Source organism: Halomicrobium zhouii, assembly GCF_900114435.1.
Taxonomy (GTDB): domain Archaea; phylum Halobacteriota; class Halobacteria; order Halobacteriales; family Haloarculaceae; genus Halomicrobium; species Halomicrobium zhouii.
The window spans coordinates 975,627-995,945 of sequence record NZ_FOZK01000001.1 but is presented as its reverse complement, the minus strand read 5'-3'; the positions used below and the strand labels follow the sequence as shown (position 1 = coordinate 995,945).

12 protein-coding genes are annotated in these 20,319 nt (G+C 65.7%); 7 read left to right on the top strand and 5 right to left on the bottom strand.

The window, feature by feature from the left end; translation table 11 throughout:
* The first annotated feature begins 54 nt into the window (after positions 1-54).
* The 6 genes from xacF to BM337_RS04535 all read left to right on the top strand — a co-directional run bounded on the left by xacF (position 55) and on the right by BM337_RS04535 (position 10,754).
* Positions 55-1,506: a 2,5-dioxovalerate dehydrogenase gene (xacF, locus tag BM337_RS04560; RefSeq protein ID WP_089814326.1), complete on the top strand. Its 1,452-nt coding sequence runs from the start codon at positions 55-57 to the stop codon at positions 1,504-1,506.
* 562 nt (positions 1,507-2,068) lie between these two features.
* The gene (locus tag BM337_RS21710; RefSeq protein ID WP_089814324.1) at positions 2,069-3,313 is read left to right on the top strand and encodes a glycoside hydrolase family 11 protein; all 1,245 of its coding nucleotides are present in this window, start codon (positions 2,069-2,071) and stop codon (positions 3,311-3,313) included.
* Positions 3,314-3,541: 228 nt separating this feature from the next.
* Positions 3,542-4,795, top strand: a complete 1,254-nt coding sequence (locus tag BM337_RS04550; RefSeq protein ID WP_245778608.1) for a glycoside hydrolase family 11 protein — start codon at positions 3,542-3,544, stop codon at positions 4,793-4,795.
* Positions 4,796-5,027: 232 nt separating this feature from the next.
* Positions 5,028-7,325 (top strand): endo-1,4-beta-xylanase, encoded by a 2,298-nt coding sequence (locus tag BM337_RS04545; protein ID WP_089814322.1) that lies wholly within the window; start codon positions 5,028-5,030, stop codon positions 7,323-7,325.
* A gap of 280 nt (positions 7,326-7,605) precedes the next feature.
* The gene (locus BM337_RS04540; protein WP_342713946.1) at positions 7,606-8,730 is read left to right on the top strand and encodes a glycoside hydrolase family 11 protein; all 1,125 of its coding nucleotides are present in this window, start codon (positions 7,606-7,608) and stop codon (positions 8,728-8,730) included.
* A gap of 335 nt (positions 8,731-9,065) precedes the next feature.
* A complete protein-coding gene (locus BM337_RS04535) occupies positions 9,066-10,754 on the top strand; it encodes a glycoside hydrolase family 11 protein (RefSeq protein WP_245778606.1) in 1,689 nt (562 codons plus the stop codon).
* Between the two features lie 276 nt (positions 10,755-11,030).
* Here BM337_RS04535 and BM337_RS20935 read toward each other — a convergent pair whose 3' ends face one another.
* Both BM337_RS20935 and BM337_RS04525 read right to left on the bottom strand, forming a co-directional pair.
* Positions 11,031-14,483 carry an endo-1,4-beta-xylanase gene (locus BM337_RS20935; RefSeq protein ID WP_177227158.1) on the bottom strand — a complete coding sequence of 1,151 codons (3,453 nt, stop codon included), beginning with the start codon at positions 14,481-14,483 and terminating at the stop codon, positions 11,031-11,033.
* A gap of 235 nt (positions 14,484-14,718) precedes the next feature.
* A complete protein-coding gene (locus tag BM337_RS04525; RefSeq protein WP_089814318.1) occupies positions 14,719-16,800 on the bottom strand; it encodes an alpha-glucuronidase family glycosyl hydrolase in 2,082 nt (693 codons plus the stop codon).
* 114 nt (positions 16,801-16,914) lie between these two features.
* Here BM337_RS04525 and BM337_RS04520 point away from each other — a divergent pair, with 114 nt between their 5' ends.
* Entirely contained in the window at positions 16,915-17,820 is a 906-nt protein-coding gene (locus BM337_RS04520) for a HEAT repeat domain-containing protein (RefSeq protein WP_089814316.1), read from the top strand.
* Positions 17,821-17,877: 57 nt separating this feature from the next.
* Here BM337_RS04520 and BM337_RS04515 read toward each other — a convergent pair whose 3' ends face one another.
* From BM337_RS04515 to BM337_RS04505, 3 genes are all read right to left on the bottom strand, one after another.
* A complete protein-coding gene (locus tag BM337_RS04515; RefSeq protein ID WP_177227156.1) occupies positions 17,878-18,111 on the bottom strand; it encodes a hypothetical protein in 234 nt (77 codons plus the stop codon).
* Between the two features lie 179 nt (positions 18,112-18,290).
* Positions 18,291-19,322 (bottom strand): ABC transporter permease, encoded by a 1,032-nt coding sequence (locus BM337_RS04510; protein ID WP_089814314.1) that lies wholly within the window; start codon positions 19,320-19,322, stop codon positions 18,291-18,293.
* Entirely contained in the window at positions 19,300-20,304 is a 1,005-nt protein-coding gene (locus tag BM337_RS04505) for an ABC transporter permease (RefSeq protein ID WP_089814312.1), read from the bottom strand. Before BM337_RS04505 ends, BM337_RS04510 begins: the two co-directional genes overlap by 23 nt.
* Positions 20,305-20,319: the final 15 nt, after the last annotated feature.

Genomic DNA, 20,319 nt, shown 5'->3' with positions numbered 1-20,319 from the left:
CTCTGTCTCCCGGAAGGGAAATAGTAAGTAACCGGGCGTCGATCCTTTCAGTGTATGCCAGAGCCAAAGCAGAACTACGTCAACGGGGAGTGGGTCGCCGCCGAGTCCGGCGACACGGTCGACGTGACCAACCCCGCCGACACGACGGAAGTCGTCAACACGTACCACTACGGTGGCGAGTCCGACGCGAACGCGGCAGTCGAAGCCGCGTCGGCCGCGCAGGGCGAGTGGGCAGACATGCCCGCACCGGACCGCGGCGCGATCCTCCGGGAGACCGGCGCCATCCTGGAAGAGCGCAAGGAGGAACTGACCGAGCTGCTCACGCGTGAAGAGGGCAAGCCGCTGTCCTCGGCCAGCGGGGAAGTCCAGCGCGCCATCGACATCTTCTACTACTACGCGGAGAAGGCCTACGACTTCGGTGGGACCGTCAAGGGTGCCAGCGGCGGCCGCACCTCCGTCTCGACGCGGAAGGAGCCCGTCGGCGTCGCCGGTCTGATCACGCCGTGGAACTACCCCATCGCCATCCCGGCCTGGAAGATGGCGCCGGCGCTCGCGACGGGGAACGCCGTCGTCCTCAAGCCCGCCACGCAGGCGCCCGGCCCGGCCCTCGAACTCGCCAAGGCGCTCGACGAGGCCGGTGCCCCTGACGGCATCGTCAACGTCGTCGTCGGGTCCGGTAGCAGCGTCGGCACCACGCTGACCGACAGCGACGACGTCGACGCCGTCTCCTTCACCGGGAGCACGCAGGTCGGTCTCCAGGTCTACGACGCGGCGACCGACGACACCAAGCGCGCCCAGGCCGAGATGGGCGGCAAGAACCCGACCATCGTCACCGACAGCGCTGACGTCGACGAGGCCGTCGACATCGTCGGCGTCGGCGCCTTCGGCGTCACCGGCCAGGCCTGTACCGCGACCTCGCGCGCCATCGTCCACACCGACGTCTACGACGAGTTCGTCGCGGGCATCACCGAGTACGCCGAGAGCCTGGACATCGGTCCCGGCCTCGACGACCCGGGCATGGGCCCGCACGTCAACGAAGGCGAGTTCGAGTCCACCCTCGACTACGTCGACATCGCCAAGACCGAGGGCGCGACCCACGAGTTCGGCGGCGACCGCGTCGACGAGGGCGACCTCTCGGACGGCTACTTCGTCACGCCGGCCGTCTTCTCCGACGTCACCCCCGACATGCGCATCTTCCAGGAGGAGGTCTTCGGTCCGGTGCTCGCCGTGACCGAGGTCGAGGACTTCGACGAGGCCATCGAAGTGGCCAACAACACTGAGTACGGGCTCTCGGCCAGCGTGGTCACCGACGACCTCGCCGAGGCCCACGAGTTCGTCGACCGCTCCGAGTCCGGCGTCGTCAAGGTCAACGAGAAGACCACCGGTCTCGAACTGCACGTCCCCTTCGGGGGTTACAAGCAGTCCTCGACGAACACGTTCCGCGAGCAGGGCGACGCGGCCATCGACTTCTTCACCCAGACCAAGACGGTCTACATGAACCACTAGTCGGTTTCGCGACGCAGCCAATTTTTCGTCAGTTCGACGTCGATAGCGGTTGCGATGTCGATAGCGGCAGTACAGCGGCGCCTCTTCGCGAGCGGTGGGTCTGCTCTCGGTCACCCGTCGAACTCTCTCGCCCCGAGCGACGGGTGCGCGCGCCCACGGAGCGGAATCGGACGACTACGTGTCGGCGATTTACTCGTTGTTACAACAATCTTTCTAGGTAATTTTTAACTATATACAGCTCAATGACCAATTCGTTGGTAAAACAACGCAACTGACGAGACGGTAGACGACGTATTACGCGGGCCGGTACGGCCGGTTCGACGGGTACGAGATCGGGCGAGCAGCGGGGGAGTGTCCATCGCGGTGCGCCGGGCAGACCACGTTCCCGCCGAGAGCGGGGACGGCGAAGACCAGGTTCACGGACGAAGAGCGGTAGCGACGCGACTGACGCCCCACGGTAACGGTTTCGCCCCGTCGAAACGGCTGGCGAGACGGTGCCAGCCCACCGGTAGTCGACGAACCCCGGTCCGAACAGCGATGCGGCTATCCAACGAACACGACAATGACGAACGACGATACAGGCGACACGGGAGTATCGACGGACGAACTGAGCGACATCGAAGCGACCGGGGACGCCGACGACGGCGCGCTCGACTCGATGGGACGGCGCGACTACATGAAGTCGGCCGTCGCCACTGCAGCGGTCGGCCTCGGCGCCGGCGCCGTAGCGAGCCCGGCTGCGGCTATCACCTCGAACCAGACGGGGAACCACGGCGGCTACTACTACTCGTTCTGGACGGACTCCGAAGGAACGGTAACGATGAACCTCGAGTCCGGCGGCAGTTACAGCGTCGACTGGAGCGACACCGGGAACTTCGTCTGTGGCAAGGGCTGGTCCACTGGATCACGGCGGAACATCGACTACAACGCCCAGTACAACCCCTCGGGTAACTCCTACCTCTGTGTGTACGGGTGGACGACGAACCCGCTCGTCGAGTACTACATCATCGAGGACTACGGCAGCTACAAACCAGGTGATAGCTACCAAGGGACCCACACCACCGACGGGTCGACCTACGAGATCTACACCTCCGAGCGAGTGAACAAGCCCTCTATCGAGGGCAATGCGACGTTCACCCAGTACTGGTCCATCCGGCAGAACTCACGAACGAGCGGGACCGTCACCACGGGCAACCACTTCGACGCCTGGGAGAACCACGGTCTGAACATGGGCAGCCACGACTACCAGATCATGGCCACCGAGGGCTACCAGAGCAGTGGCAGCGCCAGCGTCACCGTCGGTAGCTCCGGCGGTGGTGGCGGTGGTGGCGGCGGCGATGACGGTGGCAGCGACGACGGCTCCGACGGGTCCACCGGATCGCTGTCGAGTGGGACCTACAGCATCCAGAACGTCAACAGCGGCAAGGGCCTCGACGTCGCCAACTCGTCCACCGAGGACGGCGCCAACGTCCAGCAGTACTCCTACTGGGGCGGCTCCAACCAGCAGTGGAACGTCGAGGACACCGGGAACGGCTACCGCATCCAGAACGTCAACAGCGGCAAAGTGCTCGACGTCGCCAACTCGTCCACGTCCGACGGCGCCAACGTCCAGCAGTACTCGGACTACGGGAGCGACAACCAGCGCTTCCACATCCACGACCAGGGGAGCGGCCAGTACCACATCCAACCCGTCCACAGCGAGAAGGCCGTCGAAGTCGAGAGTGGCTCGACGTCCGACGGCGCCAACGTCCAGCAGTACGACTGGAACGGCAACGGCAACCAGCTCTGGACGTTCGAGTCGCCGTAGTCGGCGCAGATCCCTTCCGACCGCACCCGATTTTTTGCCGGTCAACGCTGGCGCGACGTTCGACCTCCGCCCACGACGTGCGGCCGTGACGGGCGCTGACGTCGGTGGCCGCGTCGCCACGGCGCAGACCGGTGCCCGATTATTCCTAATTTTCAGTATAATTCATTAAATGATCTGTATGTTTTATTAACTATGAGTGCTATTGCAACGACGGTGTGAACAGACACCATGATAGACGACGACACGCGATCGAAGCGGGACGGATCGAACTGCAGTGACGACGGCCGCGGGGGCGTCGAAGACGTAGCTGCCGAGAACGACGGGAACGGCCTCGGTGGGATGGGCCGTCGAGACTACGTGAAAGCAGTGGGCACCGCCGCGGCGACGGCAGTGGGAGTCGGCGCCGCGACGAACCCCGCCGCCGCCATCACCTCGAACCAGACGGGGAACCACGGCGGCTACTACTACTCGTTCTGGACGAACTCCGAGGGGACCGTGACGATGAACCTGGAGTCCGGCGGGAGTTATAGCGTCAACTGGAGCGACACCGGGAACTTCGTCTGCGGGAAAGGATGGAGCACCGGGTCGCGCCGGAACATCGACTACAACGCCCAGTACAACCCCTCGGGTAACTCGTACCTCTGTGTGTACGGGTGGACGACGAATCCGCTCGTCGAGTACTACATCATCGAGGACTACGGCAGCTACAAACCAGGTGATAGCTACCACGGCACCCACACCACTGACGGGTCGACCTACGAGATCTACACCTCCGAGCGAGTGAACAAGCCCTCCATCGAGGGCAACGCGACCTTCACCCAGTACTGGTCCATCCGCCAGAACTCACGGACGAGTGGGACCGTGACCACTGGTAACCACTTCGACGCCTGGCAGAACCACGGTCTGAACATGGGCAGCCACGACTACCAGATCATGGCCACCGAAGGCTACCAGTCCAGCGGCAGCGCCAGCGTCACCGTCGGCAGCTCCGGCGGTGGTGGCGGCGGTGGTGGTGGCGGCAGCGACGGCGGCGACAGCGGTGGCTCGACCGGTTCCATTTCGAGTGGGACCTACAGCATCCAGAACGTCAACAGCGGCAAGGGCCTCGACGTCGCCAACCAGTCGACGTCCGACGGCGCCAACGTCCAGCAGTACGCCTACTGGGGCGGCTCCAACCAGCAGTGGAACGTCGAGGACACCGGGAACGGCTACCGCATCCAGAACGTCAACAGCGGCAAAGTGCTCGACGTCGCCAACGCGTCGACCGGGAACGGCGCCAACGTCCAGCAGTACACGGACTACGGGAACGACAACCAGCGCTTCCACATCCACGACCAGGGCAGCGGCCAGTACCACATCCAGCCCGTCCACAGCGACAAGGCCGTCGAGGTCGAGAGTTCCTCGGGGTCCGACGGCGCCAACGTCCAGCAGTACGACTGGCACGGCGGTGCGAACCAGCTCTGGACGTTCCAGTCACCGTAATCGGCACGGCTCCCTTCCGACAGCACCCGATTTTTCGACGGTCGCCCGCCGCACTGAGGAACCGATTCGCTCGGCGGAATCGACCCGGTATCGGTCCCCAGTGCGCGCCGCTCTGGGCACGGAGAGCACGCCCGCCCAGCAGTTAATCTCATTTAGTGTATCGATAATTCATCGTCTGATGATCCGGTTTTATTACGCGCCCAGCCATCAGTGTTGCTGGTGAACTGTTAGCATGGAAGACGACGACAGGCGACCAGTGAGAGACGAATCGAACGGGAGCGAAGACGAGCCACGGGACGTCGAGGTCGTACCCGAAGACGAAACGAAATCCAGACGAAACGACTTCGCGGCGATGGACCGGCGCGACTACATGAAGGCGGTGGGCGCCGCCGCGGCCGCCACGGGGCTGGGCGCCGCAGCGTCGTCCCCGGCGGCGGGCGCGACGGCGGACACGTCCAAGACGCCCGAAGAGCGCATCCAGGAACATCGCACCGGCGACCTCGAAGTGGTCGTCGAGAATTCCGACGGGTCCACGGTCTCGGGGGCGGAAGTGAGCGTCACCCAGCAGTCCCACGACTTCCGGTGGGGGACCGCGGTCCACGCCGACACGCTGATCAACCAGAACAGCGCCGGCGACAACTACCGGGAGTACATCCCGGAGCTGTTCAACACGGCGGTGATGGAGAACCAGCACAAGTGGGCCCTCTGGGAGCAGAACACCCAGCTCGCCGACGACGCGACCAACTGGATCCTCGACCAGGGCATGGACATGCGCGGGCACGTCTGCGTCTACGGCGTCGACTACGCGGTTCCGAGCGACGTCCAGACCGCCATCGACAACGGCGACACGGAGACGGTCCGCGAACTGTCGATGCAACACATCGACGAGATCATGAACCACTACGGGAGCGACATCCACGAGTGGGAGGTCCTCAACGAGGTCCAGCACTCGACGACGATCATCGACCCGTTCACGTCGAACCCCGAGACCGCACAGATCGTCGCCGACTGGTACCAGCGGGCCGAGGAGGTCCGTCCCAGCGGCACGACGCTGGCGGTCAACGACTACAACGCCATCGCCGGCGACTACGGCAGCGACCAGCAGGGCTACCAGACCCACATCCAGCACCTGCTCGACAACGGTATCGACCTGGAGACGACGGGGCTGCAGTGTCACTTCGCACAGAACGAGACGCTGAGCGACAGCCAGATCATCAGCATCCTCAACGAGTACGGACAGCTCACGGACACCCTCAAGATCACCGAGTACGACCAGTCGGGCAGCAACTGGGACGAGTCGGCCAAGGCCGACTGGTTCGAGCGCTTCCTCCGGCTGACGTTCAGTCATCCCGGCGTCGGGTCCTTCCTGGTGTGGGGCTTCTGGGACGGCCGCCACTGGGAGGACGACGCGCCGTTCTTCTACGAGGACTGGTCCGAAAAGCCAAGTCTCGACGTCTGGCGGAACCTCGTCTACGGCGAGTGGTGGAACGACGAGACCGGGACGACCGACTCCGGCGGCACCTACTCGACGAACGCCTTCCTCGGCGAGCACGAGATCACCGTCTCGACGGACAGCGACTCGACGACGCAGACGGTGTCGGTCACGAGCACCGGCGGGACGTCCGTCACCGTCACAGTCGACGGGAGCGGTACCGGCGACGGTGACGACGGCGACGACGGTGACGACGGCAGCGACGGTGACGACGGTAGCGGCGAGCAGCAGCCCTACAACGGCTCTCCCCACGCCGTCCCGGGGACCATCCAGGCCGAGGAGTACGACCAGGGCGGCTCCGGGGTCGCTTACAGCGACAACACGTCCGAGAACGAGGGCGGCGCGATGCGCACCGACGAGGCCGTCGACATCTCCTCGAACTCCGCCGGCTCCGGCTACTCCATCGGTTACATCGAGTCCGGCGAGTGGGTCGAGTACACAGTCGACGTCGAGCAAGCCGGCGAGTACACCCTCGAAGCCCTCGTCGCCTCCGACTCCGGTGGTGGATCCTTCCACCTCGAAGTCGACGGCCAGGACGTCTCGGGCACCGTCAGCTTCGGCGCCACGGGCGGCTGGGACTCCTGGGAGACCGTCTCCACTTCCGGCGTCTCTCTCGACGCTGGCCAGCAGGTCGTCCGCGTCGCCATGGACGAGAGCTGGTGGGACCTCAACAACGTCTCCCTCTCTCTCGACGGCTCGACTGGCGGGGACGACGATGGTTCGGGAGACACCGGCGGTGACGACGATGACGGTGGTACTGGCGGCGACGGCGACACCGGTGGCGACCTGATCGCGGAGATCTCGCCCAGCACCACCGCCGCCAGCGTCGGCGACCTGGTCCAGTTCAACATCAACGACACCTCGGGGTCCGGAAACTGGATCACGTCCCTCGAGTGGGACCTGGGCAACGGCACCACGGCGACCGGCTGGTACACCGACGAACGCTACCAGTCCGCCGGCAGCTACACCGTCACCCTCACCGCGACGGACAACGAGGGAACCTCCACCACCGACGAGGTGACCGTCGACATCTCCTGATCGAGTGTCGGGTGGTCGCGGACCGCCGGCGACGGTCCCGACGGCCACCACCACGGTACCGGTAGCCTGACGAACAGCCCGGACGGTCGGACCACCGTCCCAACCGCGATTCCTTCGGAGTGTCGACGGCCGCCGAGCGGACAGTCAGGAGCGCACGCTGGAGCCAAATTCTTCGATAACTTGTCTGCAGTAATTAATTAATGTATATATAAATAATTAAATTGTCGTCGGGATTTATCAATGCCCCAACCAACGGAATACGTGCCGGTGAATTGACACCATGACAGACGACGGCACTAGCGACACGGGAGTATCGACGGACGAACTGAGCGACATCGAAGCGACCGGGGACGCCGACGGCGGCGTGCTCGACTCGATGGGACGGCGCGCCTACATGAAATCCGCGGCCGCAACCGCGGCCGTCGGCCTCGGCGTCGGGGCCGCCACCGCCCAGCAACAGACGATCACCTCGAACCAGACGGGCACCCACGACGGGTACTTCTACTCGTTCTGGACCAACGACGAGGGCTCGGTCACCATGACGCTGGAGTCCGGCGGCAGCTACAGTTGCGAGTGGAACAACACGGGCAACTTCGTCCTCGGCAAAGGCTGGAGTACCGGTTCGGACAGGACCATCGATTACTCGGCCGACTACAACCCACAGGGTAACTCGTACCTCTGTCTCTACGGGTGGACGACCGACCCACTCGTCGAGTACTACATCATCGAGGACTACGGCAGCTACAAACCCGGGGATCAGTCACAGGGCACCCACACCACCGACGGCTCCACCTACGAACTCTACACGTCCGAGCGGGTCCAGCAGCCCTCCATCGAGGGGACGGCGACGTTCCCGCAGTACTGGTCCATCCGAACGAATTCGCGGACGAGTGGGACCATCACGACGAGCAACCACTTCGACGCCTGGCAGAGCGCCGGCCTCGACATGGGCAGCCACGACTACCAGATCCTGGCCACCGAAGGCTACCAGTCCAGCGGCAGCTCCAGCGTCACCGTCGGCAGTACTGGCGGGACCAGCGGTGGCTCGTCCGGCGGAACGACCGGCGGTTCCACTGGCGGATCCACCGGTGGCAGCACCGGCGGCAGTACTGGTGGGTCGAGCGGGGGCAGCACCGGTGGCACCGGCGGCGACCTGGTCGCGGAGATCGACCCGAGCACGACCTCGGCGAGCACGGGCGACCTCGTCCAGTTCCACATCGACGACACCTCGGGGTCCGGAAACTGGATCACGTCCCTCGAGTGGGACCTGGGTAACGGCTCGACCGGCACCGGCTGGTACACCGACGAACGCTACCAGTCCGCCGGCAGCTACACCGTCACCCTCACCGCGACGAACAACGAGGGCGCCTCGTCCACCGACGAGGTGACGGTTCAGATCTCGTAATCGGCTCTCGGCGACTGCACAGACGACCAGTAGCGGTCGAACGACGTGACGCCGCGCCACCGGAAGCCGGTGGTAGCGGCGCCACCGCGTTTCGTCGACGCGTCGTCTTTCCTCCCCAGACGTCTGCACCACGGGGACCGCTCGTCCGGGGAACGAGCCCACGATAGTGCTCCGGCAGGCCGAGTGCGGCGTTTCTGATGTCGAAGAGACGTCGAGACACACCGTCGTTCCGTCCCTTCCGCGTAATAATTAACTACTGTAAGCGATAATAATTAAAGTATCTCAGGGTTTTATCAAGTTGCCAACCTACACGATCGTTGCTGGTGTTTGACACCATGACAGACGACACGGAGCGAGCGACACGAGACGTACCGGAGAACGCGAACGAAAGCAACGGGCCTCGCGAGACGGGCGCCGACGGGGGCGACGGCGTGCTCGACTCGATGGACCGGCGCGCCTACATGAAGTCGGCCGTCGCAACCGCGGCGGTCGGCGTCGGCGCCGGCGCCGCCGCTGGCCAGCAACAGACGATCACCTCGAACCAGACGGGCACCCACAACGGGTACTTCTACTCGTTCTGGACCAACGACGAGGGCTCGGTCTCCATGACGCTGGGATCCGGCGGCAACTACAGCTGCGAGTGGAGCAACACGGGTAACTTCGTCCTCGGCAAGGGCTGGTCCACCGGATCACGCCGGAACATCGACTACAACGCCCAGTACAACCCACAGGGCAACTCCTACCTCTGTCTCTACGGGTGGACGACGAATCCGCTCGTCGAGTACTACATCATCGAGGACTACGGCAGCTACAAGCCCGGCGACCAGTCCCACGGGACTCACACGACCGACGGCTCGACCTACGAACTCTACACGTCCGAGCGGGTTCAGCAGCCCTCCATCGAGGGGACGGCGACGTTCACTCAGTACTGGAGCATTCGACAGAACTCCCGGACCAGTGGCACCATCACCACGGGCAACCACTTCGACGCCTGGCAGAGCGCCGGCCTGAACATGGGCAGCCACGACTACCAGATCCTTGCCACCGAAGGCTACCAGTCCAGCGGCAGCTCCAGCGTCACCGTCGGCAGTTCCGGCGGTACTGGCGGCACTGGCGGCACTGGCGGCACCACCGGTGGTGACAGCGGCGGTTCGGGCGGGGACACCGGCGGCGGGTCCGGCGGCGGCGGCAGCCAGCAGCCCTACAACGGGACGCCCCACGCGGTACCCGGCCAGATCCCGGCCGAGGAGTACGACGAGGGCGGCTCCGGCGTGGCCTACAGCGACAACACGTCCGAGAACGAGGGCGGCGCGATGCGCACGGGCGAGGGCGTCGACATCTCCTCGAACTCCGGGGGGACCGGCTACTCCGTCGGTTACATCGAGTCCGGCGAGTGGGTCGAGTACACCGTCGACGTCCAGCAAGCCGGCGAGTACACCCTCGAAGCGCTGGTGGCGTCCGATTCGGGCGGCGGTGCGTTCCACCTCGAGGTGAACGGTCAGAACGTCAGCGGGAACGTCAGCTTCGGCGCCACGGGCGGCTGGGACTCCTGGGAGACCGTCTCCACTTCCGGCGTCTCTCTCGACGCCGGCCAGCAGGTCGTCCGCGTCGCCATGGACGAGAGCTGGTGGGACCTGAACTACATCGACCTCTCGCTCGACGGCGGTTCCGGCTCCGGCGGCACCACCGGCGGCGACTCCGGTGGCACTACTGGCGGCGACTCCGGTGGGACCGGCGGCACCACCGGCGGAACGGGCGGTGGAACCGGCGACCTCGTCGCGGAGATTGACCCGAGCACCACCTCGGCCAGCGTCGGCGATCTGGTCCAGTTCCACGTCACCGACACGACCGACTCCGGCACCTACATCTCCTCGCTGGAGTGGGACCTGGGCAACGGCACCACGGCGACCGGCTGGTACACCGACGAACGCTACCAGTCCGCCGGCAGCTACACCGTCACCCTCACCGCGACGAACAACGAGGGCGCCTCGTCCACCGACGAGGTGACCGTCGACATCTCCTGATCCCGCAGGCGGGCACCCGACCGGGGGCAGTACACGCTCTTTTTTCGAGTCGCGATGGCCGTGCCGGGCAGCGCCGTCTCAGCACCGGCTGGCGAGAGACGTCATCGTCGGCACCGGAGAGGGTTCGAGGGCACGACCTGTCTGTCGCCGTGGCTCGAAGGAACTGGCACCGGCCGTCGTTCCGACGAACTGGCGGCACAGCAAAGAAGAGCGGCGGTTCCGCGATAGCGCGGCGGTCGGTTCAGCCGGCCGAAACCGGCGGAGAACCGGTCTCCGTCAGGAGACGGTGATCTCCACTTCGTTCGTGGTCGAGTAACCGAGGTTGTCGGTTGCCGTCAGTTCGACCGTGTAGGTGCCCGACGACTCGTACTCGGTCGCGGCGAACCAGCCAGACTCGGTCGACCCGTCGCCCAGGTCCCACTCGAGCGTGTCGATCCACCGGCCCTGGCCGGACGTGTCCTCGACGCGGAACTCGACGCGCTCGCCGACGTCCGCGTCGGTGGTGCTCGGCCGGGCGACCGCCAGTTCGCTCTGGAGATCAGCGACCCAGACGACGACCTGGTCGGTCGTGGTCGTTCCCTCGTTGTCGGTGACGTGCAGCGACACCGTGTAGGCGCCGGGCGAGTCGAAGCGGTGTTCGTTCCACCAGCCGGTCGCCTCCGTCCCGTCGCCGAACTCCCACTCGATGGTGTCGATCCAGTGACCGCTGCCGGTCGTGTCCCGGACGTCGAAGGTGAACCGGTCACCGACAACGCCCTCCGTCGCGCTCGGCACGAGCCGGGCGTTCAGGTCGTCTTCCTCGCCGACCTCCTCGTCGACGACCTCGAAGTCGAGTTCGAGGTCGGTCGTGACGCCACCCTCGCTAGTCGCGTTCGCCGAGAGCAGGTTCCGGCCGCGGGCGGTGAGCTGGCCGTCCGAGAATGCCTCGCCGTTGAGCGTGACCGTCTCGTCGGTCACGTCGCTCTCGTCGTCGGCGATGGCAACGCTGGCGGGGTGGGGCGCCTCGTAGGTGTCGCCGTCCTGGACGCCGTCGACCAGGACCGTCGGGCCGGTCGCGTCCACGCCGTCGAGGTCTGCGGTGTCGCCCCAGATCTCGACGGAGCCGACGTTGACGGCCCAGTTGTTCTGGGCCTCGGAGATGGTCACCCGGAGGGAGGACGCGTCCCCGGGGAGCCCCGATGTGACGAGGTAGCGCCGGTGGTCGAAGTAGTCGTTCGACTCGGCGGAGGCCTCCACCGTCGTCGGTTCGACGTCGACCGTCTCGAAGCTCTCGCCGTCGGCCGACACCTCGAACGTGAGTCCGTCGTAGACGTCGCCGTCGCCGTCGAACTCGCCGTAGTTCACGTAGACGTCGGTGCGGAACGCGGAGAGGCCGCCGTCGACCTCGTAGGTGATCGACCCGCTCTGGGAGGGGTCGACCAGCCGGAAGCGAGCGTCGTCGCCGTGACGGACCTCGTAGTTCGTCACCTCGACGCCGTCGACCGAGGCGGTCTTCGAGAGGTCCGTCGCCTGGTCGTCGACCGTCGGCTCGCCGTAGGCGGCGAAGCGCGCGCTCGCCGCGGCGGTGTCGCCGTAGGCCGAGACCGTCGCGGTCACCGTCGCGGCGCCGGTGCCGACGACGGAGACGGTGCCGGACTCGTCGACCATCACGGCGTCGGGGTTGTCGGTCTCGTAGGTGACGTTGTCGGCCGGCAGCGGAAGCTCCGCGCCGCCCTCGTTCCGGACGGTGACGTCGAGCGTCGCCGTCTCGTCGCCCCACAGCGTGTTGGCGTCGACCGAGACGTCGACTTCGGCGATGGAAGCCGGCGTGATCTGGACGGTGACGGTACCGCTCTCGTCGACCGTCGCCGTCGCGCTCCCGGTCCGGGTCCCGTCGGAGGCGACGACCTCGTACTCGCCCTTGAACCCGCGCGTCGTGTAGACGCCGTCGTCGCCGGTCTCGCCGCGTTCCTCGGTCCACCACTCGTCGAAGACTAGGTCCACGAACTGCTGGCCGTGGGGCCGGATGGTCCAGTCCGAGTCGTAGTAAGCGCCGGTCGGCCGCCAGTGGTCCTCCGCCCAGAAGCCCCAGGACATGACGCCCTCGACGGCCTCGTGGCTGAAGGATGCGTACAGGAAGTCCCTGAGGAAGTCGGCCTGCCACGCGACCTGGTCCTCGTTGTCGCGGCTGGCGATCTGGATGTCGAACTCCGCGATGAGGATCGGGAGTCCGAGTTCGGCGAATTGGTCGTAGGTCTCGACCAGTTCCTTCGGCGGCGTCACGTTGCCGTTGGGGAACTGGACGTGGCCCATGAAGCCGACGCCGTCGACGGGCGCGCCGTCTTCCAGCAGGCGTTCGACGAGGTCGTAGTGCTGCTGTCGGAAGAAGTCGCCCGCGACGTTGCCCATCTCGTTGGTGTACAGTTCCGCGTCGGTGGCCTCGTTACCGGCCTCCCACCACTCGAGGACCGCGTCCCAGCCCAGGCGGTCCCTGATGTTGGGCTGCCAGATTGGGTGGTTGTGCATGTCCCACTCGGTCACCTCGTCACCGATGTCGGTGGCGTGGTCCGTGATCCGGTCGAGCATCTGCTGCTGGACTTCCGCGTCGGTGAGCGAGTCGGGGTCCTCGATCCCCATCCCGCCGCCGCCCTCGGTGCTGTACTCCTCCCAGACGAGGTAGTGGCCACGCGTGGGGACGTTGCGCTGGTTGAGCCAGTCGAGGGCCTGCTTCGCGCCCTCCTTGCTGTCGCCCCACTCGCCCAGGAACGCGGGGTACTTCAGGCCGTTCTCGATGACGGCCTTGTTGAAGTTCTCCAGGAACGTCTCCCGGTAGATCTCGTCGTCTTCGCTGTCGCCGTTGATGTGTTCCGCCGAGACGGCGCTCCCGAAGTCGAAGGCGTGTTCCTGCATCGCGAGGTCGACGGTCGCCCCGGGGACCGCGTTCCCGTCGCCGTCGACGACTTCGACGTCCAGATCCGTCTTCCGGATCTCCTCGATGCGGTCCCGGGCGTCCTGGCGCCACTGGGCGTCCTCGGCGCGGCCCTCGTAGTCGAGCAGCGGATTCGGTCCCCCGTCGCTCGCGCCCGAGGGCAGGTCGCCGACCGAGACGTCGGTACCGCTGTAGTCGATCAGGGAGATACCGCCGAACTCCAGTGTCTGCTGGGCGTATCCGGCCCAGAACTCCAGATAGGGCTCGTAGTCGGAACCGTCGGGTTTCTCGCCGATTTCGACCGGGAAGTAGTACCGGCTCCACTCCCCGTCCGGCTGGATCGACGCGCCGTCCTGGACGAACGTGCTACTGTAGGACGTGCTTCCCTCGGAGTCCTGGTACCGATACTTGAAGCCCGCCTGGGTCTCGGCGCCGTCCGTGTCGCTCCGGACGTACGCGACGCCCAGGAGAACGTCACCGGCGCTGAACGACCGGTCGGTGACGTATCCCTGGTAGGAGTAGTCCCAGTTGTTGCTCGGTTCCTCGTTGACCTCGACGCGGACGCCCTGTGTGATCGGGACGTCCGAATCGCTGACCTCGAACGTCGACATCGACCCGCTCCCCGCACCGGAGAACGAGAAGGCGTCGACGACGTCCTGCTCTGTCAGTCCGTAGACGAACTCACCCTGCGGGAGTTCGTGGTTCTCTTGTAAATCGCTCAGGAGCGTGTTGTGGTATTCGTCCGCGCCCTCGACCTGCGCGACGGCGGTCCCCACCGTCCCGGTGCCGCCGAGTACGCCGAGCGCGGCGAGTGATTGCAAAAATGTCCGTCGATGACTTCCCACATCGTCAAATTCTCTTTCCATCTTAAGCACCCAGTAAGGTTGTTAATTGCTGATTATAAAGTAGTTGCCCTCCGGTAAATGACCATCTAATACATACTGGAACGAGAGTTAAAATTGTCTCCGTCTGTCGGACACAGTGGAAATCAGGCCCCCGGCCGAATCGAACGATCGCCGCCCGTGCCGACGGGCGGGCCCGCTCGTCTCACGCGAATCAGTTCGCCAGCGGGACGCGACCGCGTTCGTCCGCGACTCCCGAGTAGTCGTGGAAGTACTCGACGAGCGTGTCGCGCCAGCGCTCGGCCTGTTCCACCTGCTCGTCGAAGCGTTCGGCGACGTGTCGATAGCGCTGCTCGTCGATGCTCCCCTCCAGCGAACGCCACTGCTCGCGGAGTCGTTTCACCTCCTCGACGCCGGCAAAGCAGTTGTCGTACAGCGTCTGGACGACGGTCCGCCCGTCGTCGAGTTCGTGGTCCCAGGGGAGGTGGTGGAAGAAGAGGAGGAGTTTGTCGGGGCACGTCTCGGGGTCGTCGTAGCGCTCGGCGACGGGGTCGGCGAACTGGTCGACGTAGTCGCTCCCGCTGGAACTCCGGTCGTAGCCGATGCCGTCCTCGGTCGCGCCGGTGTAGCCGGGCCACTCCGCCGGGGCCGGGTCGTAGTGGTTCTCCAGGCGCGCCTCGCCGTTGTACATCATGTGGATGAGGCCGAGGCCGCCCGTCTCGTAGTCGACCGTCGCCTCCCAGGAGTCCTGGAGGATGTCGGTCACCGTCTCGACCACCTCGGGGTCGTCGCCGAACGTCAGGCGAACCCACTCCTCGGTGACCGACTCGCCGTCGAGCGTGGGGTCCCAGGCCAGCCGACCGAAGCCGTAGAGGTTGACCCCCGAGAGGTAGTTGCCGAACCAGTTGCCGTCCTCACCGACGTTGCCGACGCCGGCGATGCCCTCGCCCTCGGTACCGGCGAAGGCCTCGGTAACCGGGGTTCCCTCGCCGTCGGCGTGGGTGTCGAACGCGAAGAACTCCTCCCAGAGCGGCACGTGCGAGCAGACGTGGACGCCCTGGCCGGTGTACTCCTGGGTGATCTGGAGTTCGCAGGCGAGGTGCGTCTCGGGCATGTCGCCGAACAGCGTCGAGACGGGTTCCCTGGGCTGGAAGTCGATGGGACCGTTCTTCACCTGGACGGTGACCTTCTCGTGGAAGTCGCCGTCCTGCGGTTCGAAGATGGCGTGGGCCTGGACCGCCCGGTCGTCGTGGTCCGAGTAGACGAACGCCCGCCAGAAGACGCGTCCGTCGTACGGTTCGAACGCCCGGCCGAGGACGTTGGCCCCCTCGGCGTGGCTCCGGTCGTAGTCGTAGGGACCGGGCTGGCCCTCGGAGTCGGCCTTGACGAGGAACCCGCCGAAGTCGGGGATCAGGTCGTACACCTCGGCGACCTTGTCTTTCCACCAGGCCGCGACCGCGTCGTCGAGCGGGTCGGCGGTGTCGAGGTCCCCCACGAGCATGGGCGAGGCGTAGTTCACCGAGAGGTACGTCCGGATACCGTACCGCCGGAACACCGCGGCCAGCGCGGCCACCTTCGGGAGGTGTTGCTCGTCGAGCAGGTCGACGCCCTCGAACTCGCCGGTGCCCGCCAGGTCGCCGGGCCGCTCGGGCCGCGTCGTGTTGACGTCGTTCAGGACGACGCCGTTGATCCCGACGGAGGCGAGCAGGCGCGCGTAGTCGAAGTACCGCTCGCGCAGGTCCGGCAGGTGTTCCCACTTGAAAATGGACTCGCCGCCATACCCGCGCTCGACCGTCCCGCGGAATGGTTCGTCCCACTGGTTGATCAGCCGCTCGGCGTTGCGAGGCTCCTCGACGACGTCCAGGTCGTCGATCGGTTCGCCAGTGGCCATGAGACGGAGGAGGTGGAAGGTCCCGTAGACGAGTCCCCGGTCGGTCGGCGCCGTGACCACCGTGACCTCGGCGCCCTCCCACGTCGTCGAGCGCAGGTGGTAGCCGTCGTCGTCGAGCGAGCGGACCATCCCCGCGTCGACGGAGTCGGCGACGACCTCCATCAGGTCGGGCTGGCCGACGACGAGGAAGCCGTCGGCCGACCGCGGCGGGTGCTGCCAGAGGTGGGGCTCGCGGCCGAGTATCCCCTCGAGTCCCTCCCGCAGTTCGTCGCGGATCGCGCCGTGCTGGGGGGAAGTCTCCCCGGCGTAGACGTGCAGACAGCGTCTGGCGTAGGACTCGCGGCGGTCGGCGTCGTCGACCCGCGGATACCGGAGCCAGCACTCGTCGTAATCAGCGTCGAGCATGACGTTGAGATGCCCGTGGGCCGACGTAAAGCTATGGACACGGCCGCGTCCTGCCGGCGCCGGCCGGCGCCCGTATCCACACGTATATGCCGCTCGAAACCGATCCCACACCCAATGAGTAACGACACGTCCGTCCCGGTCGGGGACGTCGATCCGGAGTCAGGCGAGCTAACTGAGCGAGACGTCGCCCAGATCCGCGAGGCACTCCAGGCCGAGGAACCGACCACCCGCCAGGATGGAGCGCGGACCTGTAAACTGGTCGTCCAGGAGGATCCAGGCGCCCTCCAGCCACTCCTGGACGACCTGGTCGCCCTGCTCGAAGACGACAGCGTCTCGGTCGCCCAGCAGGCCGGAACGGTGCTGCTCAGCTTCGCCACGGCGCACCCGGGCGAGCTCACCGACGACGTCTCCGAGATCGTCACGCTGGCCACCCACGAGGTCAACGCAGTCACGCTGATCGGCGCCCAGCTCCTGTCCAAGGTCGTCGTCGAACAGCCGGCCGCGGCCGCCTCGGAGGTCGACCGGCTCCTCCCCCTCCTCCGCGACCACCCGGGCTCCTTCGAACCGAGCGACGGTGTCGACATGGTCGACAACCCGGACACCCGCCAGACCGTCGTCGCTCACGAGCAACAGGAACACGGCATGCAACTCCAGGCACAGGGAACCGTCGCAAACGTCCTCGTCGCCGTCGCCGACGTCGAGCCCGCTGCGTTCACGGACCACGTGGACGAACTGGTCGCCCTCGTCGACCACGACGACCCGGCGATCGCCGGGCTGGCCGTCGAGATGCTGACCGAGGTCGGCGAGGCCCACCCCGACGCAATCGCCCCCGCCTACGACCAGTTCGTCGACGCGCTCGACCACGACGACCAGCGAGTGTACGTTCGCGCAGTCCGCGCGCTCGGCGTGCTCGGTGACGACCGCGCCGTCGAACCGCTCCGCGACCTGGCCGATTCGACGGACGACGAGGACGTCAGCGAGCTGGTCGAAGACACGGCGACGTTCCTCGAGAACCAGTAGCCGCGACGACGCTCACAGAGTTTTCACGGCAGACATCCTCACGCGGTGATTCGAGCCCTACTCCTCCATCCCGCGCTTGATACAGTACCAGTAGGTTCCACCGAAGAACAGCAACGAGAAGCCGATCAGCGCGAAGTCGAGGACGAGTATCGGAAAGGCCTCGTCTCCCGGCGAGACGAACAGCGCCGACAGCAAGAGCAACAGCGCCATCGTGATGATGACGGTCATCGCGAGCGGAATCTGCTCTCGCTGTTGACAGACGAGCTCGACGAGCTTCGATCCGTTCGGCACGTTCGGAGGTTTCGGCCGTCACTATTGAACTTCCCGGTTCGCCCCGTCCCCCCTGGTACTGACCTGGGGTCCCCCTCGCAGAGACGCGACGCTCACGGTCCTGTGGTCACTCGCGAATCGAGAGAAGAGAGAAAAGAGAGAAAAGAGAGAAAAGATGTCCGTAGTCGCGTTCCCGGCGCTCAGAGTGTGCCGCCGGTGATCGAGTCGTCTTCGCCCTCCTCGGTCGTCTCGGACTCGCCGGCGAGGCGGGTCCGGACGCGGGGGTTGAACACCTTGTCCATCCCCTGCCCGAGCAGGATGAGGCCCAGCGCGAGCCCGACGATGGCGATCATCGGCGCGATGAGCCAGTGGGCCGCGTCGGGGACGAACAGCGCGCCGTTAGCCTGCGCCCGTGCGAGCGTGACACCCCACGTCTGCGTCGAGTAGGGCAACACGCCGAGGAAGTACAGCCCGACCGAGGCGAAGATGGTGTACCGGGCCGCGAACACGAAGTTCACGGTCACGTACGGCATCAGGTTCGGGATGATGTCCTTCACCATGATCTGCCAGGTGCTGACGCCCATCGTCCGGGAGGCCTCGACGTAGCTGTCCTCGCGGATCGTCAGGACCTGCGAGCGCAGCGAGCGGCCGAGTCCGGCCCAGTAGTTGATCGTCAGGATAACCCCGACGAAGATGGGGTTCTCCGGGCTGAACGTGATCGCGAGGATGATCACGAGCGGGAGGCCCGGGATGGCCATGAAGAAGTCGGAGACCGACATCAGGATGTTGTCGATCATGCCGCCCTTGTAGCCCGCGAACACCCCGACCAGGAGCGCGACGCCGGTCGCCCAGACGCCGCCCGCCAGGACCATCAGCAGGATGTCCGACGTCGAGTGGATGATGGCCGCGGTCAGGTCGACGCCCGCGGAGGTCGTCCCCAGCGGGTACGCCATGTTCTCGAACATACCGAGCAGACGCGGCGCCTGGCTCGTCGACGGTGCCCGCCAGAGCCCGAGTTCGCCGATCAGCGCGAGCAGCAAGTAGAACGCGATGACCACCAGCCCGATGCGCGTCCGGAGGTCGGACCACGCGATGAGGGCGGGCTGGTAGATCCGGTGCTCGTAGAACTCCCAGAACTGCTCACCGCGAGTCAGTTCGACGTCGGAGCTCTCTGCGTGCCAGTCGAATCCGTCCGCCGGTGCGTCTGTTTCAGTATGCTTCACGGGAATCACCTGCGCTGATACGCGGGTCGATTTTGCTGTAGGTCAGGTCTGCGATGTAGACGCCGACGACGAGTGCGACGGTGATGACCAGGAACGTACCCATCATCAGCGGGTAGTCGTTGCCGTTGAGACCCTCGAGCATGTAGTAGCCGAGCCCGGGGTAGTTGAAGATGTACTCCAGGATGATGGTCCCGCCCAGCCGGAAGCCGAGCAGGAGCAGGAAGCCGGTGTACATCGGCAGGATGGCGTTCCGGGCGACGTAGCGAGTCGAGATGCGGGTGTCTGAGAGACCCCTGAGTCGCGCCACCTCGACGAAGTCCTGCCCGAGCACCTGGATGCTGTTCCCGCGCATCGCCAGCGCCTGGGAACCGATCCCGGTGATCGTGTACGCGAAGACCGGTAAGGCCGCGTGTTCGAGGACGCTCAGGAAGAACGCCAGGGTCCAGTAGTTGTCGATGCTCGAATCGGCGGTCCCCGACGGCGGGAACCAGCCGAGCCGGTAGGAGAAGACCAGCAGGGCCAGGATCGCGATGACGTAGAACGGGATAGACATCCCGGCCATGGAGAACGTCGAGACGATCCCGTCGAACTTCGAGCCCTCCTTGTACGCCTGGAGCGCCCCGAGAACGATCCCGAAGGCGAACATCAGGACGGTGGAGACGACGACGATGAAGATCGTCCAGGGCGCGGCCTGGGCGAGGATCTCGATGACCGGATCCCCCTTGCTGATGGACTGTCCGAGGTTCAGCTGGAGGACCGATATCATATAGTTGATGTACTGTTCCCACAGCGGTGCGTCAGGGCGGATGTTCTGCAGGTTCTCGATCTGCTGGTTGACCTGTTCCGCAGGAACCCCCGATCGGAGCAACTGCGCGCGCAGCTGCGAGTACGGGCCTCCCGGCAGGAGACGGATCAACCCGAACGTCACCGTCATGACGGCGAAGACGGTGGCGAACACCCGGGCAGTTCGTCGAACGTAGTAGTTGACCATGCGTCTGGTATTGAT

Bases quoted from the DNA above. Each gene is read 5' to 3' on its own strand.
- BM337_RS04520 (WP_089814316.1), top strand. From the start codon at position 16,915: ATGAGTAACGACACGTCCGTCCCGGTCGGGGACGTCGATCCGGAGTCA.
- BM337_RS04505 (WP_089814312.1), bottom strand. From the start codon at position 20,304: ATGGTCAACTACTACGTTCGACGAACTGCCCGGGTGTTCGCCACCGTC.
- xacF (WP_089814326.1), top strand. From the start codon at position 55: ATGCCAGAGCCAAAGCAGAACTACGTCAACGGGGAGTGGGTCGCCGCC.
- BM337_RS21710 (WP_089814324.1), top strand. From the start codon at position 2,069: ATGACGAACGACGATACAGGCGACACGGGAGTATCGACGGACGAACTG.
- BM337_RS04545 (WP_089814322.1), top strand. From the start codon at position 5,028: ATGGAAGACGACGACAGGCGACCAGTGAGAGACGAATCGAACGGGAGC.
- BM337_RS04525 (WP_089814318.1), bottom strand. From the start codon at position 16,800: ATGCTCGACGCTGATTACGACGAGTGCTGGCTCCGGTATCCGCGGGTC.
- BM337_RS04535 (WP_245778606.1), top strand. From the start codon at position 9,066: ATGACAGACGACACGGAGCGAGCGACACGAGACGTACCGGAGAACGCG.
- BM337_RS04540 (WP_342713946.1), top strand. From the start codon at position 7,606: ATGACAGACGACGGCACTAGCGACACGGGAGTATCGACGGACGAACTG.
- BM337_RS04550 (WP_245778608.1), top strand. From the start codon at position 3,542: ATGATAGACGACGACACGCGATCGAAGCGGGACGGATCGAACTGCAGT.